Source organism: Caulobacter sp. UNC358MFTsu5.1 (genome assembly GCF_000712075.1).
Lineage (GTDB): Bacteria > Pseudomonadota > Alphaproteobacteria > Caulobacterales > Caulobacteraceae > Caulobacter.
This window is the reverse complement of sequence record NZ_JONW01000009.1, coordinates 290,762-305,930: the sequence shown is the minus strand read 5'-3', so window position 1 is coordinate 305,930 and position 15,169 is coordinate 290,762. Positions and strand designations below refer to the sequence as shown.

10 protein-coding genes are annotated in these 15,169 nt (G+C 71.6%); 6 read left to right on the top strand and 4 right to left on the bottom strand.

Translation table 11 applies throughout. The features are described from left to right. Nucleotides 1-114 precede the first annotated feature (114 nt). The 6 genes from BR39_RS0118760 (at nt 115) to BR39_RS0118735 (ending at nt 8,835) form a co-directional block, all read left to right on the top strand. Nucleotides 115-495, top strand: a complete 381-nt coding sequence (locus BR39_RS0118760) for a PleD family two-component system response regulator (RefSeq protein ID WP_029915021.1) — start codon at nt 115-117, stop codon at nt 493-495. Continuing rightward, nucleotides 495-1,574 (top strand): YaiO family outer membrane beta-barrel protein, encoded by a 1,080-nt coding sequence (locus tag BR39_RS0118755; RefSeq protein WP_029915018.1) that lies wholly within the window; start codon nt 495-497, stop codon nt 1,572-1,574. Before BR39_RS0118760 ends, BR39_RS0118755 begins: the two co-directional genes overlap by 1 nt. Further along, nucleotides 1,574-2,620 (top strand): HEAT repeat domain-containing protein, encoded by a 1,047-nt coding sequence (locus BR39_RS0118750; protein ID WP_029915017.1) that lies wholly within the window; start codon nt 1,574-1,576, stop codon nt 2,618-2,620. Before BR39_RS0118755 ends, BR39_RS0118750 begins: the two co-directional genes overlap by 1 nt. Further along, the gene (locus BR39_RS0118745; protein ID WP_029915016.1) at nt 2,617-4,047 is read left to right on the top strand and encodes a glycosyltransferase family 2 protein; all 1,431 of its coding nucleotides are present in this window, start codon (nt 2,617-2,619) and stop codon (nt 4,045-4,047) included. Before BR39_RS0118750 ends, BR39_RS0118745 begins: the two co-directional genes overlap by 4 nt. Before the next feature lie 94 nt (nt 4,048-4,141). After that, nucleotides 4,142-7,726 carry a PAS domain S-box protein gene (locus tag BR39_RS25435; RefSeq protein WP_035018669.1) on the top strand — a complete coding sequence of 1,195 codons (3,585 nt, stop codon included), beginning with the start codon at nt 4,142-4,144 and terminating at the stop codon, nt 7,724-7,726. A 122-nt stretch (nt 7,727-7,848) separates the two neighbouring features. Then, nucleotides 7,849-8,835: a P1 family peptidase gene (locus tag BR39_RS0118735; protein WP_029915015.1), complete on the top strand. Its 987-nt coding sequence runs from the start codon at nt 7,849-7,851 to the stop codon at nt 8,833-8,835. Here BR39_RS0118735 and BR39_RS0118730 read toward each other — a convergent pair. From BR39_RS0118730 to BR39_RS0118715, 4 genes are read right to left on the bottom strand one after another with little or no spacing between them, the layout of a single operon-like run. Then, nucleotides 8,832-10,415, bottom strand: coding sequence for an ABC transporter ATP-binding protein (locus tag BR39_RS0118730; RefSeq protein ID WP_029915014.1), 1,584 nt, complete (start codon nt 10,413-10,415; stop codon nt 8,832-8,834). The genes BR39_RS0118735 and BR39_RS0118730 overlap by 4 nt on opposite strands. A gap of 1 nt (nt 10,416) precedes the next feature. After that, nucleotides 10,417-11,241 (bottom strand): ABC transporter permease, encoded by an 825-nt coding sequence (locus BR39_RS0118725; RefSeq protein WP_029915013.1) that lies wholly within the window; start codon nt 11,239-11,241, stop codon nt 10,417-10,419. After that, the gene (locus tag BR39_RS0118720; RefSeq protein ID WP_197026729.1) at nt 11,238-13,787 is read right to left on the bottom strand and encodes an ABC transporter substrate-binding protein; all 2,550 of its coding nucleotides are present in this window, start codon (nt 13,785-13,787) and stop codon (nt 11,238-11,240) included. The genes BR39_RS0118725 and BR39_RS0118720 overlap by 4 nt, the downstream gene beginning before the upstream one ends. Beyond that, on the bottom strand, nt 13,784-15,157 hold the full coding sequence (locus tag BR39_RS0118715) for a hypothetical protein (protein WP_029915011.1): 1,374 nt from the start codon (nt 15,155-15,157) through the stop codon (nt 13,784-13,786). The genes BR39_RS0118720 and BR39_RS0118715 overlap by 4 nt, the downstream gene beginning before the upstream one ends. Nucleotides 15,158-15,169 lie beyond the last annotated feature (12 nt).

The window sequence follows — 15,169 nt, the reverse complement described above, 5'->3', positions numbered from 1 at the left end:
GAATTTTCTCCCGGCGTCGAAGATCACATTCATCATGTTTGTTCGCGCGGTGTGTTATCGGTTGGGCGAAGTCGATTCTGATATAGTGAAGATTGTTCCGCGAGGAGATGTCCGATGCCAAACGGACTTATTCTAGTCGCCGACGACGACCCACTGCTTCGCAGTATTCTGGAACACAAGCTCACCCGGGCCGGCTATCGGGTGATCCTGGCCGAGGATGGCGGGGCCGCGCTGGAGCAGGCCCGCGCGCTTAGGCCGGCGGTCCTGGTCCTGGACGCCATGATGCCCGTGCTCGACGGCTTCGAGGTGCTGCGCCGCCTCAAGGACGACGATCAGACCCGCGACCTGACGGTGTTCATGCTGACGGCGCTCAAGCGCCAGGACGACGTGGTCAGCGCCCTGCAGCTCGGGGCGGCGGACTATCTGGCCAAGCCGTTCAACCCCGACGAACTGGTCGCGCGCCTGGCGCGGCTGTCGCCGAGCGAGGTCGTTTGATGGTCTGGATTCTGGTCGCGGCCCAGGCGGTGGACCCGACCTACGCCGCGGCGGTGGAAGCCCGCACGGCGGGGCGCACCGAGGAGGCGATCGCGGCGTTCGAGGCGCTGGCCCGCCAGCGGCCGGCCGACGCCGACGTGCAGCTGAACCTCGGCCTGGCCTATATCGCGGCCCATCGATACGACGCCGCCGACCGGGCGCTGGAGGCCGCCTTGCGGCTGGCGCCGGACTATCGCGACGCCCGCCTGGCCTATGCGCGTTCGGCCCTGTTCGCGGGCGATGCGGCCACGGCGCGCAAACGGTTGACGCCGCTGTCGGCGACCTCGGCCGGCGATCCCGAGGTCCAGGCCCTGGCGCGCCAGATCGACGGCGCCCCGGCGGCCGCCGCGGCGCCGGTGACCTGGCGGTTGGACCTGGCCCACGCCCGCAGCGAGCTTTCGAACGGCCTGGGCCACTGGTCGTCGACGATCGTCGCCCTGAGTGCGCGACACGGTCGCGACACCGGGGTGCTGTCGGTGGACCGCACGGAGCGCTTCGGACGCGAGGACGTCTTCATCGAAGCCCTGGGCGCGCGGGCCTTCGGCCCCAACCGGGACGCCTGGATCGCCGTGGGCGGGACGCCCGACGCCGACTACCGGCCCGAATTCAGCGTGCGCGGCGGCGGTTCGGCGCGGATCGACGCAAAAGGGGCGTGGACGACCCGGCTGGGCGCGGACGCCAGCTGGGCCCGCTATCAGGTCGGCGACGTGCGCGGTCTGCAGCCTTACGCCGTCCTGGCCTGGAAGGAGCGGGTCAGCCTGACGGCGCGCGCCTTCCTCACGGTGGACGAACTGGACGATTTCCGCAGCGGCTATGCGGTGCGCGGCGACTGGAGCCCGCGCGGCGATCTGCGGCTCTACGCCGGCTGGGCTGACGCGCCCGAGAGTTCGTCCGGACGCACGGTGACGGTCCGGGCCGCCTCGGCCGGCGCGGCGGTCGACTTCAGTCGCGCGCTGAGCCTCCAGCTGGGCTTCACCCACGAGATGCGCGACGCCTACGATCGAGACGAGGTGGCGATCGCCTTGACGACGCGGTTCTGATGTCCCCGCTGGCGATCATCTGGATCACGGCCCTGGTCCTGATCGCGCTGGCTCTCGGCTGGATGAGCGGGCTGATCGTCTTGCGCCTGATCAACGAGCGCAGGGCCGGGCGCCTGGCCGCCGACCGCCGGGCCGTGGTCGAAGGGCTGTCGGCCCTGTTGCGCGACGTTCCCGACGCGATCGACGCGTTGCGCGCCTACGCCCACCGGGCACGGCTGATGGCGGACGTGCTGGTCGAGTTCCAGGGGCTGATCCGGGGCGCGGATCAGGAGCGCGTCCTCAGCCAGCTGCGCGAGATCGGCCTGGTCGACGTGCTGGTGGCGCGGCTGGAGCGAGGGTCGCGGGCCGGGCGCCTGACGGTGCTCGAAGCCCTGTCGGCGCTGGGCGGGGAGACCGCGCGACAGGCCATGCGGCGCGCCATAGGGTCGCCGCGCCCGGAAATCCGCATGGCCGCCGTCAAGGCCCTCGCCGACAATGGCAATCCGCCCAGCATCGGCCGGCTGCTCGATTACGCGGTCGGCGGCGAACTGGAGCCGTCCCGCCTCTACGCCGAGCTGCTGCGCCAGGTCGCCGCCGCCGATCCGGCGGCCGCCATGAAGGCCCTAGAGCGCGCCGACCTTTCGCCCCAGCTGCGCGCGCTGACGCTGGACGCCCTGGGGTTCTCCGGCGACTACCAGGTGGTTCCGCTGCTGATCGCCTTCGCGGGCCACGCCCATTTCGAGGTGCGCACCGCGGCGGTGCGGGCCTTGGGGCGGCTGCAGCATCCGGCGGGCGAGGGGGCCATCGGCCGCGCCATGGAGGACGAGAGCTGGACTGTCCGTTCGGCGGCGGCCGAGGCGGCCGGGGCGGCGGGCTTCTCACGCCTGGCGGCCGGGCTGGACCGTCTGCTGGGCGACGCCGAATGGTGGGTCCGGTTCCGGGCCGGCGAGGCGCTGTTCGCCCTGGGCGTGGAGGGGCGGGCGGTGCTGCGACTGGCGGCCGGAAGCGAACGCCCGCTGGCCCACCGCGCGGCCGAACTGGCCCTGGCCGAGGGGGACGCGACATGAACGGGCTGCTGCACGAGGCGGCCCACTGGCTGGTCGGCGTCGCCGAGGCCATCGCCGTGGCGGTCATCGTCACAGGCCTGCTGCAGAACCTGCTTTATCTCTGGCAATTGCTGCTGGCCGCCCGGGCCCTGGCCCAGGATCCTTCGATCGGCGCGCCGGCCGTGCTCTGGCGGCGCTTCGCGGACGCCGCCCCGCCGATCACCCTGATGGCGCCCGCCTATAACGAAGCCCTGACCATCGTCGAGAGCATCCGGTCGCTGCTGGCCCTGCAGTATCCCAACTTCGAGGTCATCGTCGTCAATGACGGCTCCAAGGACGAGACCCTGAAGGTGCTGGTCGAGGCCTTCGAACTGACCCCGACCCACCGCCACTACCCCTTGGCCGCGCCCTGCGCGGCGATCCGCGGGCTCTACGCCGGGGCCAAGCAGCCCCGGCTGCTGGTCATCGACAAGGAGAACGGCGGCAAGGCCGACGCGCTCAACGCGGCCCTGAACCTGTCGCGCGCGCCGATCGTCTGCTCGATGGACGCCGACTCCCTGCTCGAGCCCGACGCCTTGCTGCGGGCGGTCCGTCCGTTCGTCGACGATCCCGAGCGCACGATCGCGGTGGGGGGCACCATCCGCATCGCCAACGGCTGCAAGATCGCGTTCGGGCGCGTGGTCGAGGTCGGCGCGCCGCGAAACGTCCTGGCGCTGCTGCAGACGGTGGAATACCTGCGCGCGTTCCTGATGGCCCGGCTGGCCTGGAGCCGCATCTCGGCCCTGACGATCATCTCCGGCGCGTTCGGCCTCTTTCGTCGGCAGGCGGTGCTGGACGTCGGCGGCTACAGCCACGGCACGGTCGGCGAGGACATGGAACTGGTCGTCAAGCTGCACAAGCACTACCGCCGGCTGGGCAAGCCGTACCGGATCGGCTTCACGCCTGAGCCCGTGTGCTGGACCGAGGCCCCGGAAAGCTGGTCGGTGCTGGCCCGCCAGCGGGCGCGCTGGCATCGGGGCGCGCTGGAGACCTTCTTCCGGCATCGCGATATGATCCTGAACCCGGGCTACGGCCGGATCGGCTTGGTCGGGTTCGGGCACATCCTGCTGGTCGACGTCCTGGGGCCGATCATCGAGATCTTCGGCTACGTCCTGATCCCGGCCTTCTGGCTGCTGGGCCTGCTGTCCGCCGACTACCTCTGGGCCATGCTGGCGGTGACCTTCGGGTTCGGCATCGTGATCAGCGTCGGCGCCCTGGCCCTGGAGGAGGCCGAGCTCCGCCGGTTCCCCGACGCCAAGAGCCTGTTGATCCTGATGGGCGCGGCCGTCCTGGAGAACTTCGGCTACCGGCAGATCAACAACTTCTGGCGCGTCCGCGGCGCCTGGCAGTTCGTCACGGGCGCCCAGGGGTGGGGAACCATGACGCGGAGGGGGTTCAAGACCTCATGACCGCGCCGGGCCAGGGGCAGCATCCGATCGCGCCCGCGGGGCGTTGGATGTTCGCGCCCGTCGGTCCGGCCCGGATCGAAACAGGACTGGCCTGATGCCGGAACTCGAACGCCTCGCCGCGCTGCACGCCCTCCGTATCCTCGATACGGCGCCGGAGCCGGCCTTCGATCAGATCACCGCCCTGGCCGCGCGCCTGTTCGCGACGCCGATCGCCCTGGTGACGCTGATCGACGACCGGCGCCAGTGGTTCAAGTCGAAGGTCGGGCTCGACGTCTGCGAAACGACGCGCGAGGAGGCCTTCTGCAGCCACGCCCTCGCCCTTCCGCCCCGAGGCGTCATGGTGGTCGAGAACGCGCTCGACGATCCGCGCTTCGTCGACAACCCGTTCGTGACGGGCGAGGCGCACATCCGCTTCTACGCCGGCGCGCTGCTGACCGACCGCGACGGCTACAACCTCGGCACCCTCTGCGTGATCGACACCGAACCGCGCGAACGCCCCACGCCCGAGGCGCTCGAGGAGCTCAAGGCGCTGGCCGGGATGGTGGTCGAGCGCCTGGAGCACATCCGCGACGTGCGGTCCCTGGCCGAGCAGAAGCGAATGCTGACGCTCACCGAGGCGATCTCGGGCGTCGGCCAGTGGCGGTACGACATCCGGACCAAGAGGGTGGAATGGTCGGACGAGGTCTTCCGCATCCATGGGGTCGAGCCCGGGACGTTCGACCCGAACGCCGGTGATCGGCTGCAGTTCTACCATCCCGACGACCGCGCGACGGTCTCCAGCACCGTCGCCGTGGTCCTGGCGACCAGAGGCGGGTTCGAACATGAGCTGCGGATCGTGCGCCCCGACGGCGCCGTTCGCCAGGTGCTGGTCCGGGCCACCACCGAGTTGGACGATGCGGGCCAGGTGGTGGCGCTGTTCGGGGTGATCCAGGACGTCACCGATCGCCGCGAGGCTCTGGAAAGCGTCCGCCGGAGCCAGAGCCGATACAAGCTGCTGGCCGACAACATGGCCGACGTGGTCACCCGCATCGCGCTGGACGGCAGCAGCAGCTACATCTCGCCGGCCATCAAGGCGCTGCTGGACTACACGCCCCGCGAAATGGCGGGGCGGTCCGCCGACAGCTTCGTCTACGAACCGGACAGGCCGATCATCCTGGACGCCTTCGCCCAGATGGCCGCCGGCCGCGAGGAGATCGCCGTCCAGCACCGCGCGGCCCATCGCGACGGCCATCCAGTGTGGGTCGAGACGCGCTTCCGGCTGATCCGGGACGAGGCCGGCCAGCCCGCCGAGATGGTGGCCGTCATCCGCGACATCTCCGAGCAGAAGTCGCTGGAAGCCCATCTGCAGGCCAGCGAGGCGAGGGCCCGGCGCGTCATCGCCGACGCCCGCCAGGCCATCGTCACCATCGACGAGCACGACCGGGTCACCGACTGGAACCGACTGGCCGAGACCATCTTCGGCTGGACCGCCGCCGAGGCGCTGGGGGCGCCCCTGACCGAACTGATCATCCCGCCCGACCATCGCGCCGCCCATGAGGCGGGCATGCACCGGTTCCTCAAGACCCACAAGGGCGCGGTCCTGGATCGGCGCATCGAGATGCCGGCGCGCCGGAAGTCGGGCGAGATCTTCCCCGTGGAGCTGTCGATCAACGCCATCGACGGTCCCGACGGCTGGCAGTTCACCGCGATGATGCAAGACATCACCGAGCGCAAGGCGCAGATGGAGCTGTTCGAGAACGCCTTCCATCACGCCTCCATCGGCATGGCCCTGGTCACGCCCGACGGCCGCTTCAGCAAGGTCAACGACGCGTTCTGCGGGATCGTCGACTATCCCGAGGCCGAGGTCCTGGAGCTGAGGTTCCAGGACATCACCCATCCGGACGACCTGGATCTGGACCTCCATCACCGGGACCGGCTGCTGGCGGGGGAGATCGTCAGCTACACGATGGACAAGCGTTACATCCGCGGCGACGGCACTCCGGTCTGGGTGAATCTGTCGGTGTCCCTGGTGCGCGAACCGGACGGCCAGCCGCTGCACTTCATCGCCCAGGCCCAGGACCTGACCGCGCGGGTGGAGGCCCAGGAGGCGCTGGAGCAGCAAGCTCAGGTGCTGGCCGCCATGGCGACCCAGCTCGCCGACGCCCGCGACGCCGCCGAGGCCGCCAACAACGCCAAGGCGGAATTCCTGGCCAATATGAGCCACGAGCTGCGCACGCCCCTCAACGGGGTGATCGGCTTTTCGCGCCTCCTGGCCCAGAGCCCCGACCTGTCGGCCGAAGACCGTCGCCGGGTGCTGCTGGTGCGGGGCGCCGGCGAGGCGCTGAACGGCCTGATCAACGACGTGCTGGACTTCTCCAAGCTGGAGGCCCGGGCGGTGGAGCTGGAGGCCAGGCCCTTCTCCGTCGGCGACATGGTCTCCGAGGCGCTTTCGATGGTCGAGCCCCAGGCGGCGGACAGGCGGGTTCGGCTGGGGATGACGGGCGACCACGGCGACGTGGTGATCGGCGACAAGTACCGGCTGCGCCAGGTCCTGCTGAACCTGCTGTCCAACGCCGTGAAGTTCACCGAGGACGGCGCGGTCACCGTGGACCTCGAGGTGATTGAGCTGGGCGAGGCGACGGTCGGGCTGAAGGTCCGGGTCATCGACCAGGGCGTGGGCATCCCGGCCGACAAGATCGGGATGCTGTTCAAGCGCTTCTCCCAGGCGGACGGGGCCATCACCCGCACGTTCGGGGGGACGGGGCTGGGCCTGGCCATATCGCGCGAACTGATCGAGCTGATGGGGGGCGACATCGGGGTCGAGAGCACGCCGGGCGAAGGCTCGACCTTCTGGTTCGAGGTGGTGCTGCAGCGCGGCATCCTGCCCGCCGGCCACGAGAAGGCGGCGGGCGGGCGCGCCATGTTCCCCGGCAAGCGCGTGCTGGTCTGCGACGACGTCGCCCTCAATCGCGAGCTTTGCCAGATCATGGTCGAGCAGCACGGCTGCGGAGTGGACCTGGCCAGCGACGGCGCCGAGGCCGTGGCGGCCGTGCTGGCCCAGCCCTACGACCTGGTCCTGATGGACGTCCACATGCCCACGATGGACGGCCTGGCCGCCACGGCCGCCATCCGGGCCGCCGGTTTCGACCGCCTGCCGATCCTGGCGCTGTCGGCCAGCGGCACGCCCCAGCAGGTCGAGGCCTGCCTGGCGGCCGGGATGAACGGCCACCTGCTCAAGCCCCTGGCCCCGGCCGACCTGGAACGCGCGCTGGTCACGGCGTTCACGGCCTCGGCGCCGGCGTCCGGCCGGGCTGAACCCGTCGCCAGGTCCGGCGAGGATGACGCCGGAGCGGTCGACGCCGACCGGGAAGCGCAACTGGCCTTCGAGGAGTCGATGGGCCCCGAGGCGACCTTGAAGTTCGTGACCATGCTGCAGGGCCAGTTGGAAGGGCGCTTCACGGCCTCGTCCCGTGAAGCGCTGATCGCCGAGGCCCACAAGACCGCCGGCTCGGCGGGCCTGCTGGGCCTGCATCGCCTGGGGAACGCGGCCAGTCGCCTGGAAGCGTGCGGCGTCGACGGGGACGATTTCGAGGCCGCCCTGGCCGGGCTCAGGCACACCGCGGCCGAAGCGCGCGACGACCTCTCGACCTGGGCCGCCCGGCTCGAGCGCGGCCTTGCCGAGACCGAGGTCCAGGGCTGAGCGCCCAGGCCAGAAATCCTCGCAGCGGATTTAGGTCCCAGGCCTTCGCCCGATGGATGTAAGGGTTGTAAGACAAGCCCCGCGCGGCCGATCCGATCCGCGACGCCTTGAAGGACTCCGCCTTGCTTCGACCTGGTCCGCTCAACCTGCTCACCGACGTGCCGGGACTCCTGGTCGGCAACGCGACGGACGAGATCGCCCGCAGCGGCGTCACGGTCGTCCGCTTTCCCGGCGGCTGGGCGGCGGGCGTGGACGTGCGCGGCGGCGGGCCCGGAACGCGCGAGACCGAGGCCCTGTCCAGCGAGAACGGCTACGCCCGGCTCCACGCGGCGGTGTTCAGCGGCGGCTCGGTGTTCGGCCTGGGCGCAGCCGATGGCGTGACGGCGGCGTTGTCGAACGCGGGGGAGGGGTTCGCCGTGCATCCCGCCGCGCCGCGCGCGCCGATCGTCGCGGGCGCGGTGCTCTACGACCTGTCCAACGACGGCGACAAGGGCTGGGGTCTGGAGCCGCCGTACCGCCGCCTGGGGCTGGAAGCGTTCGCCGCGGCGGGTCAGGATTTCGCTCTGGGATCGGTGGGCGCGGGTCGCGGCGCCCGCGCCGGTCTGGTGAAGGGCGGGCTCGGCTCGGCCTCGCTGGACCTGGGCGACGGTCTGGTGGTCGGGGCCCTGGCGGCGGTCAATCCCGTCGGCTCGGTGTACATGCCCGACGGCGAGACCTTCTGGGCCTGGCCGTTCGAGATCGGCGGCGAATACGGCGGGCGCACGCCCAGCGGCCCGGCCGGGGCGGTGGAGCCGATGCCGGCGGACTCCCGGCTGGCGGGCAAGGGCGCGGCGCTCGGCGCCAACACCACCCTGGCCGTGGTGGCCGTCAACGCCGCGCTCGACGCGGGCGAGTGCAAGCGACTGGCGATGATGGCCCAGGACGGGCTCTCGCGCGCCATCCGCCCGGTCCACACCCCGTTCGACGGCGACGTCGTGTTCGCCGCCGCGTCGGGGGCGATAGACCTGGGCGACGAAGGTCGCCAGCATCGGCTCGCGCGCCTGGGCTCGGCGGCCGGCGACTGCCTGGCCCGCGCCATCGCGCGCGGGGTCTACGCCGCGCGGGCCTAGCGCCGGGCGGCGAGGGCCCGGTCGAGGTCCGGCGTCGCGGCGATCAGTTGCGCCGTATAGGGATGTTTCGGATCGGCGAAAACCTCGGCGGTCGGACCGCTCTCGACGATCTCGCCCTTCTTCATCACCAGCACCCGGTCGGTCAGACCGCGCACCACGCCCATGTCGTGGGTCACGAACAGATAGGCCACGCCCAGCGCGTCGGAGAGACGGGCCAGCAGGTCCAGCACCTCGGCGCGGACGGTGACGTCCAGGGCCGAGACCGCCTCATCCAGGGCGATGACGTCCGGCTCGGCGATCAGGGCGCGGGCGATGGCGATGCGCTGGCGCTGGCCGCCGCTGAACTGGTGCGGATAGCGGTCGGCGGCCTCCGCGGGCAGACCGACCTTGGCCAGGACGGCTTCGACCCGTCGACGGCGCTCGGTGGATGGGAGTTTGTCGTCCAGCAGATGCAGCGGCTCGGCGACCAGCCGTTCGACCGTCCAGCGCGGGTCGAGGCTGCCGTTCGGGTCCTGGAAGACCAGCTGGATCGCCCGACGGCTCCGGCGCGGCGCGTTCGGCGTGAACGGCGCGCCCGCCAGCCGAACCTCGCCGCCCTGGACCGGGTCCAGCGCCATCAGCGCCCGCAGCAGGGTCGACTTGCCGCTGCCGGACTCGCCGACCAGGCCGACGATCTCGCCCGGACGGATGGCCAGGGAGACGCCTGACAGCACGCGCACGGGCGGGGCGGCCTTCAGGAAGCTGCGCCGCCCGGGATAGTCGCGGACGACCCCGCGCGCTTCCAGCACAGGGGCGGCGTCTGCATCGGGTCTGCGCGTGCGCACCGGCGCACGCGCCGCGTCGGCGGCCAGGGCGCGGGTGTAGGGATGGGCCAGGGCCGCGAAGAGGGCTCCGGTCTCGCCCTGCTCGACGATCTCGCCGTCCTTCATCACCGCCACATGGTCGGCGGCCTCGGCGACGAGGGCGAGGTCGTGGCTGATCAGGATCAGCGCCGCGCCGTCCTCGCGGACCAGGCGGAGCAGCAGGTCCAGGATCTGGGCCTGGGTGGTGACGTCCAGCGCCGTGGTCGGCTCGTCGGCGATTAGCAGGCGCGGGGACAGGACGACGGCGATGGCGATGGCCACGCGCTGGCGCTGGCCGCCCGACAGCTCGTGGGGATAGCGCGTCAGGGGGATGTCGGCGAGGCCCACGCGGTCCAGCGCCTTGCGGGCGGCGGCCTTGGCCTCGGCGCGCGAGGCCTTGCGGTGCACGCGCACGACCTCGGCGACCTGGGCGCCGATGGTCATGACCGGGTTCAGCGCCGTCATGGGTTCCTGGAACACCATGCCGATGCGGTCGCCGCGCAGTCGGGCGAGCTCGGCGTCGGTCAGGTCGAGCAGGTCGCGGCCTTCGAAGCGGATGGTCCCTTCGATCCGGGCGCCGCGCGGCGGCAGGCCCAGGATCGAGAGCGCCGTCATCGACTTGCCCGAGCCGGACTCGCCGACCACGCCCAGGACCTGGCCGGCGTCCAGGCTCAGACTCAGCCCCTTGAGGATCGGCTTGTCGGCGAGGGTGAGCGCGAGGTCCCGGATTTCCAGCATCTCAGCGCTCCTCGTCCAGGCGCGGATCGAAGCGGTCGCGCAGGCCGTCGCCCAGCAGGTTCAGGCCCAGCACGGTGACGACGATGGCCAGGCCGGGGAAGATCGCCTGCAGCGGCGCGACCGAGACCAGGGTCTGGGCGTCGGCCAGCATCTTGCCCCAGCTGGCGGCGGGCGGCTGGGCCCCGAGGCCGACATAGGACAGGCCCGCCTCGGCGATGACGCCCAGCGAGAATTGCAGGGTCGCCTGGACGATCAGCACGCTGGCGAGGCCGGGCAGGATGTGTTCGAGCGAGATGCGGGCGGCGCCCTTGCCGGTCATGCGGGCCGCCAGGACGTAGTCGCGGGTCCACAGGGACAGGGCGGCGCCGCGGGTCAGGCGGGCGAAGACCGGCACGTTGAAGATCCCGATGGCGACCACGGCGTTGATCGCGCCCGGGCCCAGGACGGCGGTGAGCAGGATGGCCAGGATCAGGGCCGGGAAGGCGAAGGCGACGTCCGAGGCGCGCATGACCAGCTCGTCGATCAGACCGCGCCGGGCGGCCGCCAGCAGGCCCAGCGGGACGCCCAGGCCGGCGCCCAGCAGGACCGCCACCAGCGAAACGGCCAGGGCGTTGCCCGCCCCCAGCAGGATCATCGAGGCGACGTCGCGGCCGAAGTGGTCGCGGCCGAGCCAGTGGGCGGCGGTGGGTCCCTCCAGCCGGTGGCCGATGTCGAAGGCCGCAACGTCGTAGGGCGTCCAGACCAGGGACAGCAGGGCGGACGCGACGAAGACCACGCTGATCGCCGCGCCGACGACGAGGGCCGGGGAAAGGCGGGCGCGGCTCATCGACCCCGGCTCCCGCGCAGGCGCGGATCGACGACCACATAGGCCAAGTCGATCAGGAAGTTGGTCGCCACGACGGCGAAGACCAGCAGCATGACCACGCCCTGCACCACGATCAGGTCGCGCTGGGTGATGGCCTGGAGGACGAAACGTCCCAGCCCGGGCAGGAAGAAGACGTTCTCGATGATCACCCCGCCGGCCAGCAGGAACGGGAACTGCAGGCCCAGGATGGTCAGAAGCGGGATCAGGGCGTTGGGCAGGCCGTGCCGCCACAGGGCCTGGCCGGCCGTCAGCCCCTTGGCGCGGGCTGTGCGCATCCAGTCCTCGGCCAGGGTGTCGATCAGGGCCGAGCGGGTGACGCGGGCGATGATCGCCGCCTGGGGCGCGGCCAGGGCCAGGGAGGGCAGGGCCAGGGCCTTCAGCGCCGGGACGAGGCCGGCCTCCCATCCCGGGAAGCCGCCGGCCGAGACCCAGCGCAGCCCGATCGAGAAGACCATGACCAGCAGCACGGCGAACCAGAAGTTCGGGATGGCGACGCCCACCTGGGTCAGGCCCATCACGATCGTGTCGGCCGCCTTGCCCCGGCGCGCGGCGGCCAGGGCGCCGATCGGCGCGCCGATGACCACGGACAGGACCATGGCCAGCAAAGCCAGGGGCAGGGAGACGCCGATCCGCTCGGCGACCAGGGCCGCGACCGGTGTCTGGTAGGTGTAGCTGACGCCGAGATCGCCGTGCAGCATGCCCAGCAGCCAGGCCAGGTAGCGTTGCGTCGCCGGGCCTTCGAGACCCATCTGCTGGCGCAGGCTGGCCGCCGCCTCGGGGCTGGCGTTCAGGCCCAGCATGTAGGCGGCCGGGTCGCCGGGGATGACCTGGATGACGCCGAAGATCACGATGCTGGCGGCCAGCAGGGTCAGGATCATCACCGCCGCGCGGCCGGCCAGCCAGGTCGCGCCGAAGCGAGCGGCGATCGCCAGGAGCCCAAGTAGAGCGGCGAGCGCCAGGACGCCGCCGAGGATCGCGCCGCCTGGCCCGGCCTTGGCGACGGGACCGTCCGCGACGCCCTGGCCGCCGAACGAGGCGGCGCGCAGGTCGATCGCCTGGGTCGGCGAATTGACCCAGAAGTCCTTCAGCCGAGCGTCGAAGACGCCCAGGCGGGGGAACTGGAACAGGAAGCCGTTGACCGCGTCGTCGGCGATCCGGCGCTGGATCTGGCCGAGGATCACGGTCCGCTGACCCTCGTCGGTCGCGCCCTTCAGCGTCTCCATCAGGCCGTGGAAGGCGTCGCTGTGGTAGCCGAAATAATAGTCGGCCTTGTCGTAGATGCCGTAGTCCATCGGCTCGGTGTGGGCGACGATGCTCAGGTCGAAGGCGTGGCGCCCGTAAACCTGGTCCAGCCACTGGGCCCATTCCAGGTTCTCGATCTTCACCCGTATGCCGGCCTGGGCCAGTTGGGCGGCCGCGATCTCGCCGCTGCGCCGGGCGTAGTTGGGCGGCGGCAGTTTCAGGGTCAGCGACAGGCCGTTCGGATAGCCGGCTTCCGCCAGTAGCGCCTTGGCCTTGGCGACGTCGTGCGGATAGAGGCCCGTCAGGTCGACATAGGCCGCGTTCTGCGGCGGGAAGTGGCTGCCGATCGGCACGCCGTAGCCGTACATCGCCCCGTCGATGATCGTCCGCCGATCCAGGGCGTGCTGGATGGCGCGACGCACCCGGACGTCCGCGAGCGGGCCGGTGCGGTTGTTGATCGCCAGGATCACCTCGCCCTCGCTGGAGGCGGTGATCACCTTCAGGGACGGATCGGCGCGGAGCTGGGCCAGGCTTTCCGGCGCCGGATAGTCGGTGAAGGCGTCGACCTCGTGGGTCTTGATCGCCGCGAAGGCCGCGGCGGGATCGGCGATGAACCGGAACGTCACCTGCCGCAGGCGGGCCGGCTGGTCCCAATAGCCGTCGTTGCGCGTCAGGGTCACCGCGTCGCCGCGCCGCCAGGTGGCGAAGCGGAACGGGCCGGTGCCGACGGGCGCGGTGGCCAGGCCGGCGGCCGAGCGGGGCGAGACCATCACGCTGTCGCCCCAGGCCAGCACGTAGAGCAGGTCGCTGTCGCGCTGGGCCAGGTGCAGGCGCACCGTGCGGGGATCGACCACCTCGACCCGGCGGATCACGCTCAGCGCCTGTTTCTGCACGTTGGCCGAGGCCGGCGCGATCGCGCGCTCCAGGCTGAACTTGACGGTTCCCGCGTCGAAGGCCGCTCCGTCCTGGAAGCGCACGCCGTCGCGCAGGTGGAAGGTGTAGGTCAGGCCGTCGGGCGAAACCTCCCACCAGGTGGCCAGCAGCGGCTTGACCGCGCCCTGGGCGTCGAGCCGGACCAGGCCCTCGAAGATGTTGCCGTAGACCACCTCGTCGGTCGGGGCGGCCGCGCCCGAGGTCGGGTCGAGGTTGGGCGGTTCCAGCTGCAGGGCGATCGTCAGGCTGTCCTTGGGCGCGGCCTGGACCGCCGGCGCCAGGGCCATGGCGAGGGCGGCGGCCAAGCCGCCGAGGAGGGCGCGCAGCCTCACGCGATGGCCGCCAGGCGACGCTCGACGCGGGCGCGGGCCTTGGCGGCCTCGCCGGCCAGGCCGAGGCGGTCGTAGACGGCGGCCAGGGCGCGGTTCAGCGGGACGCCGTCGGGATCGAAGTTCCGGCGCAGCTCCAGGGTCTGCTGGGCCTCGGACAGCCGATCGGCGCGGAGCAGGGCCGCGAGGATCAGTTGTTCGAAGAGGTCGCGCTGGGCGTGGCTGCCCCCGATCTCGGCCAGCCGGGGCAGGGCGGCGCGCAGGCCGCGCAGCGCCGCCGCGTCGTCGCCGCGCGCGTGGGCGACCAGCCCCTCGGCGGCCGGCAAGGCCACCTCGCGCCAGGTCTCTCGGACATGGTCGGGCGCGTCCAGCGCCGCGCGGCGCACGGCGGCCAGCAGGGCGTCGGCTTCCGGACGTCCGGCGCGGGCCAGGCCGTAGAGGTACTGCAAGGTCAGGAACGGTTGGACCACGTCGTCGGCGCGGACGACCAGGTAATCGGCCAAGTCGTTCCAGCGCTGGCCGACGTCCAGCCCGGCCACTTCCAGCCGCGCCAGCAGCGAGACGGCGCCGACCTGGTCCTGGGAATAGTCCTTGGCCTGGGCCCAGCAGTGGTCGTCATAGGCGGCCAGCGCCGCCTCGAACCGTCCCTGGCTCAGATAGAACAGCGCCAGATGCCACCACAGGTGCGTGTCCATGAACGAGTTGAGTCCCGTCCAGGTGTCGCGGACGCCTTCCAGGAACGCCGCGCCCTCGTCGATGCGGCCCTGGGTCAGCATCACATGGGCCAGGGCGTGCTGGGCCCAGGGCTCCTTGCGCTTCAGCGCCAGCGCCCGGCGGGCGGCGGCCTCTGCCTCATCCAGCAGGTGGCATTGCTCGTAGGCGAAGGCCAGCATGGCGTGCAGCTGGGGGACGTCGTCGGCGGCGGGCAGGGCCCGGCTCGCCGACCGGAGCATGGCGGGGAAGTCGCCGCGATTGAAGTCGTGGTACTGGCGCAGCTTCAGGATCAGCAGGTCCCGGGGCCAGGCCTCCAGGATGGCGTCGGCGATCGCGAGCGCGCCGGGGATGTCGTTGGCGGACCAGGCCGCGACGAAATCCACGACCCGGCGCTCGCGCGGATGGGCCGCGCCCGCCGCCTCGCGGGCCCGGGCCAGATAGGGCGCCGCGCGTTCCGCCGCCTCCGGCGCTTCGAGAAGCAGCCAGAGGGCGGCGGCGTAGGCGTTGAGCAGGGCGCTCGACGGCTCGGCCTCGGCCGCGGCGAGGATGTCCGCCGCCCGCGTCTCGTAGCTCAGGAAGCCATCGACGAAATCGTCGATGGCCGCCAGGGCCGTGCCGGAGGTCGGGCTGACCGGATTGCCGAGATAGTCGGTACGCATGGGGTTACTCTA

Excerpts from the sequence above, each read along its gene's own strand:
- BR39_RS0118760 (WP_029915021.1), top strand. The coding sequence starts at position 115 with ATGCCAAACGGACTTATTCTAGTCGCCGACGACGACCCACTGCTTCGC.
- BR39_RS0118755 (WP_029915018.1), top strand. The coding sequence starts at position 495 with ATGGTCTGGATTCTGGTCGCGGCCCAGGCGGTGGACCCGACCTACGCC.
- BR39_RS0118750 (WP_029915017.1), top strand. The coding sequence starts at position 1,574 with ATGTCCCCGCTGGCGATCATCTGGATCACGGCCCTGGTCCTGATCGCG.
- BR39_RS0118745 (WP_029915016.1), top strand. The coding sequence starts at position 2,617 with ATGAACGGGCTGCTGCACGAGGCGGCCCACTGGCTGGTCGGCGTCGCC.
- BR39_RS25435 (WP_035018669.1), top strand. The coding sequence starts at position 4,142 with ATGCCGGAACTCGAACGCCTCGCCGCGCTGCACGCCCTCCGTATCCTC.
- BR39_RS0118730 (WP_029915014.1), bottom strand. The coding sequence starts at position 10,415 with ATGCTGGAAATCCGGGACCTCGCGCTCACCCTCGCCGACAAGCCGATC.
- BR39_RS0118725 (WP_029915013.1), bottom strand. The coding sequence starts at position 11,241 with ATGAGCCGCGCCCGCCTTTCCCCGGCCCTCGTCGTCGGCGCGGCGATC.
- BR39_RS0118715 (WP_029915011.1), bottom strand. The coding sequence starts at position 15,157 with ATGCGTACCGACTATCTCGGCAATCCGGTCAGCCCGACCTCCGGCACG.